At 69.0% G+C, this 4570-nt stretch carries 6 protein-coding genes; all 6 read right to left on the bottom strand.

The features are described from left to right. Nucleotides 1-173: 173 nt before the first annotated feature. The 6 genes from ACWGID_RS35310 to ACWGID_RS35285 all read right to left on the bottom strand — a co-directional run bounded on the left by ACWGID_RS35310 (nt 174) and on the right by ACWGID_RS35285 (nt 4537). A complete protein-coding gene (locus ACWGID_RS35310) occupies nt 174-668 on the bottom strand; it encodes a GNAT family N-acetyltransferase (RefSeq protein ID WP_452203688.1) in 495 nt (164 codons plus the stop codon). 80 nt (nt 669-748) lie between these two features. Beyond that, nucleotides 749-1723, bottom strand: coding sequence for an aldo/keto reductase (locus tag ACWGID_RS35305; protein ID WP_452203687.1), 975 nt, complete (start codon nt 1721-1723; stop codon nt 749-751). A 70-nt stretch (nt 1724-1793) separates the two neighbouring features. Next, nucleotides 1794-2276, bottom strand: a complete 483-nt coding sequence (locus ACWGID_RS35300) for a MerR family transcriptional regulator (protein WP_452203686.1) — start codon at nt 2274-2276, stop codon at nt 1794-1796. A gap of 50 nt (nt 2277-2326) precedes the next feature. Then, nucleotides 2327-2722, bottom strand: a complete 396-nt coding sequence (locus ACWGID_RS35295; protein ID WP_452203685.1) for a Fur family transcriptional regulator — start codon at nt 2720-2722, stop codon at nt 2327-2329. A 52-nt stretch (nt 2723-2774) separates the two neighbouring features. Continuing rightward, nucleotides 2775-3779 carry a metal ABC transporter permease gene (locus tag ACWGID_RS35290; protein WP_452203738.1) on the bottom strand — a complete coding sequence of 335 codons (1005 nt, stop codon included), beginning with the start codon at nt 3777-3779 and terminating at the stop codon, nt 2775-2777. Continuing rightward, nucleotides 3776-4537, bottom strand: coding sequence for a metal ABC transporter ATP-binding protein (locus ACWGID_RS35285; RefSeq protein ID WP_452203737.1), 762 nt, complete (start codon nt 4535-4537; stop codon nt 3776-3778). The genes ACWGID_RS35290 and ACWGID_RS35285 overlap by 4 nt, the downstream gene beginning before the upstream one ends. Nucleotides 4538-4570: the final 33 nt, after the last annotated feature.

Genomic DNA, 4570 nt, shown 5'->3' with positions numbered 1-4570 from the left:
GGTTTTCGTCTCCCCGGGGGCCCCGGGCCGCGCGGGCCGGGGGGCCCCCCCCCCCCCCCCACGACGGGGTGTACCGCGCCCACAGCCTTCAGGTGTTCGCCGTCGGCAAGGCCGGCATCACGCACAACATCACGTTCTTCGACCAGAGCCTGTTCGGCTACTTCGGGCTGCCGCTACACGTGGAATGAGATCCACAGGTCCGGCGTCGCGTCAGGCTTGCTGGCGATCGGCCGGGCCTGCTGGGTCCACACGTCACCCGACACCTCGGTCGCGACGCGCTGCCAGAACCGGACTGCCTTCTCGTTGTTCCCCTGGAACGCGACATCGCACGGCCCGGGGTGATGCGACAGCACCTCCTGGACCGCTCGGAGTCCGAGCCCGCCGCGGCGTACCGGACGGACCATGAAGAAGGCGTTGAGTACGTGCACCGGCTGCTGCAACGCGCGCATGAAGCAGAAACCGACCGGGTTCTCGCCGAGCGAGAACAGGTACCCGGCCCACTCCGGATCCCCGGTCAGGACGTTCTCCAGCCACTCGCCGCGGTAGCTGCCGTCCGGGCGCGGCAGCTGCCCCTGGAACTCGGACAGGTCGTGGCGGAACATCAACCACAACCGCTCCATCGCCGGTCGGTCGGACGGCTGGACACGGCGTACCACGAGATCGGACATGGTTCTCCTCAGACGGAATCAGAACGCAGAAAAGCCTCCCGCCGGAAGAGTCCGGTGGAAGGCTTACTACGGTCAGTTTATCAACCCTGCTCGGCGGTCTGTCCGACGACCCAGCTCATGTCGGGGTACCGGGTGCCGACCGGCGTCAGCTGGGCCAGCCCGGCCAGGTCCTCCGGCGACAGCTCGATCGACAGCGCCCCGAAGTTCTCCTCGAGGTACTTGCGCCGCTTCGTTCCCGGGATCGGTACCACGTCGTTGCCCTGCGCAATCACCCAGGCGATCGCGACCTGCCCGGGCGTCGCGTCGTACCGGCCGGCCACCGCTCGGATCTCTTCGACCAGGGCCAGGTTCGCGTCCAGGTTGTCGCCGGAGAAGCGGGGCAGGGTACGGCGGAAGTCGTCGGCCGCGAGATCGGTCGGCAGCGCTCCGGTGAGCATCCCGCGACCGAGCGGCGAGTACGGCACGATCCCGATACCGAGCTCGCGGCAGGTCGGCAGCACCGACTCCTCGATGTCCCGGCTGAACAGCGACCATTCGGACTGCACAGCGGTGATCGGGTGTACGGCGTGCGCCCGCCGGATCGTCTCCGCCGACGCCTCGGACAGCCCGAGGTACTTCACCTTCCCGGCCGCCACCAGCTCCGCCATCGCGCCGACCGTCTCCTCGACGGGTACGTCGGGATCCATCCGGTGCTGGTAGTACAGGTCCACGTGGTCGACGCCGAGCCGTCCGAGGGACGCGTCGATCGCGGACCGGACGTACTCCGGCGTACCGTTCACACCGCGCTCCTGCGACTGTCGCGGATCGCCGGTGATGCCGAACTTCGTCGCCAGGAACACGTCGTCGCGGCGGTCGGCGATGGTGCGGCCGACCAGTTCCTCGTTGGCACCGAACCCGTACATGTCGGCGGTGTCGAGGAACGTGATGCCGAGGTCGAGCGCGCGGTGCAGGGTCGCGACCGACTCGTTGTCGTCGGCCTCGCCGTACGCGAAGCTCATTCCCATACAGCCGAGTCCGAGCCGGCTGACCTCGGCGCCTTGGCTACCCAGTTTCATCAGAATCTCCCAGTTCTAGGCATGGCTCCGCCCACCGACCGCGTGCACGGCCGGCAGCAGAGGCGGGTCGTTATGGAGTGGCAGTGCCGCCGTACACGGTGATCTTGTAGTCGGTCACCGCCAGGGCGAGTTGCAGTTCGCGCAGCTGCTGCTGGATCCGTGCGCGGTGCTCCTGCATCAGGGTGAGTCGCTCGGGTGCGGTGTGGTCGCCCGCGAGGACCAGCTCCAGGTAGTGGCTGATCGTGCCGATCGGCATCCCGGAGGCACGCAGCCTGCTGATGAACACGATCCGCGCCATCGCCCGCTGGTCGTAGCTGCGGTACCCCGCGGCGTCCCGGCGTACGTCGAGCAGGCCGATGCGCTCGTAGTACCGCAGGGTGTGGGCGGTGAGGCCGGTGAGCTCGGCGGCCTCGGCGATCGACAGCCGCTCGGGGAGGTCCTCGGGCAGCTCGAGCAGGCAGAGCAGATCGGGGTCGATCGGCTCCAGCTCCGGGTGGTGGGCCGCGATGGCAGCGCGGCGGTCCGGGGCGGTGAGCAGGTCGGTCGCGTTCATGTCACCGACCGTACGCCTTAGAGCGCGCTCAAAGGCAAAGGTGAGCTAGGTCACGAGGCTTTCTGGCACTCTGCGCACGTCCCGAAGATTTCCAGGGTGTGGCTGATGTCGGCGAAGCCGTGCTCGGCGGCGACCTTGTCGGCCCAGCGCTCCACGGCCGGGCCCTCGACCTCGACGGTGCGGCCGCAGATCCGGCAGACCAGGTGGTGGTGATGCCCCTGCGAGCACCGCCGGTACGCCGTTTCGCCGTCGGCGGTGCGCAGGACGTCGACCTCGCGGGAGTCCGCGAGCGCCTGCAGGGTGCGGTAGACGGTGGTCAGGCCGACGGCCTCACCGGCGGACCGGAGCTCCTGGTGGATCTCCTGGGCGGTCCGGAAGTCGTCGATCTTGTCGAGCGCGTGCGCGACCGCCGCGCGCTGACGGGTCGAGCGTGTTCCGATAGCCACCGTTCCTCCTGTCATCTTTTCACCGCGCCCAATTCTCGCAGAGCTCTCCAACTCAGTGCTCATCCCAGTGATCCCCGTGTGCCGCGTGCAGGTGGCCGTCGTGGACGTAGTCGACGTGATCGCCGTGTTCGACCTTCTGGTGACCGCAAGCCTTGTTGTGCGCGTGCGGGTGTCCGGCGCTCACCACATGCGGCTCCGGCGCGGGCACGCCGACCTCCGGCTCCTCGTCCGCGAGCGGTCGGGCCCGACCGGACCGCCGGCGCAGCAACGTCCCGACCGTGGCCGCCACGACGAACCCGGCCAGCGCCAGTACGACGATGGTCGCGCCCGGCGCCACGTTCGCGTTGTACGACGTGATGATGCCCGCGAGGCAGGCGACCACGCCGATGATGCACGCGGTGACGAACGTGCTGCGGAACGACCGGGTGATCTGCTGCGCCGTCGCCACCGGCACGACCATCAGCGCACTGACCAGCAGCAAACCGACAGTCCGCATCGCCACGGTGACGGTGACTGCGGCCATCACGGCGATGACCAGGTTGAGCAGCTGGACGCGGAGTCCCGTCGTACGGGCGAACTCCTCGTCCTGGCACACCGCGAACAGCTGGGGGCCCAGACCGATCGCAACGACCAGTACGGCGACAGCTAGGCCAACGACGACGTACAGGTCGCTTTGCGAGACCGTGGTGAGTGAACCGAACAGATAGGTGTTCAGAGTGGCTGCACCCTGACCAGCCAGACCGATGAGCAGTACGCCGCCCGCGATGCCGCCGTAGAAGAGCAGAGCGAGCGCTACGTCACCAGTGGCCTTCCCACGGGCCCGGACCAGCTCGATCGCGGTCGCACCGGCAATCGACACGATGACGGCGGTCAGCACTGGGGCGGCCCCGGTGAGCAGACCGAGCGCGACACCGGTGATCGCGATGTGGCCGATGCCATCACCCATCAACGACAGCCGCCGCTGCACCAGATACGTCCCAATGGCCGGCGCAGACAGCCCGGTCAACAGCCCGGCGATCAGCGCCCGCTGCATGAACTCGAGTTCGAACATCGTCACGAGGTGAGCCACCCGCCTTCTTCTTCGGTGTGCGAGTGGTGGACGTGGGCGTGCGTCTGGGAGGCGTGCGGCGGGCCGTCGTACACGATGCGGCCGCGGCGGAGCACCACCGAGCGGTCGATCAGTGCGTCCATCGGGCCGAGGTCGTGGCTCACCATGACCACGGTGGTGCCGCGCTCGACCCGCTCGCGGATGGCATCGGCGAAGATCTGCTGACTGGCCAGGTCGACCCCGGCCGTCGGCTCGTCGAGGATCAGCAGGTCCGGATCGGACACCAGCGCGCGGGCGATCAGGACCCGCTGCTGCTGCCCGCCGGACAGCTCGGCGACCGCGTCCTTGCGCCGGTCCGCCATGTCGACGACCGTGAGCGCCTCCTCGATCGCCTGCTTGCCGGCCGCGCCGAGCGGCGTGAACAGCCGCCGCTTCGACAACAGCCCGGACGAGACCACTTCGTAGACGGTCGCCGGTACGCCGCCGGCCGCGGTGATGCGCTGCGGGACATACCCGACCCGGCGCCACTGGCGGAACCGGGGGACCGGGGTGCCGAACAGCTTGACCTGGCCGCGGGCCGCGGGGAGCAGCCCGACGATGGTCTTGATCAGCGTGGACTTGCCGGACCCGTTGGTACCGAGCACGGCCAGCACCTCGCCCTGGCGGATCCCCAGATCGATCCCGCGAAGCACGAGACGACCGCCCCAGTGGTGGGAGAGGTGGTCGTCGTGGTCGGGCGGGGGCGAGCGATCTGGGACGTGGAGCAGTTCGGCGTGATGAGGTCCCGCAGGGTGAGCCGC

It is taken from the genome of Kribbella sp. NPDC054772, assembly GCF_053611945.1.
Note: the sequence above shows the minus strand (reverse complement) of the source record. Positions and strands in the feature narration are given on the sequence as shown.

Bases quoted from the DNA above. Each gene is read 5' to 3' on its own strand.
- ACWGID_RS35310 (WP_452203688.1), bottom strand. From the start codon at position 668: ATGTCCGATCTCGTGGTACGCCGTGTCCAGCCGTCCGACCGACCGGCG.
- ACWGID_RS35305 (WP_452203687.1), bottom strand. From the start codon at position 1,723: ATGAAACTGGGTAGCCAAGGCGCCGAGGTCAGCCGGCTCGGACTCGGC.
- ACWGID_RS35300 (WP_452203686.1), bottom strand. From the start codon at position 2,276: ATGAACGCGACCGACCTGCTCACCGCCCCGGACCGCCGCGCTGCCATC.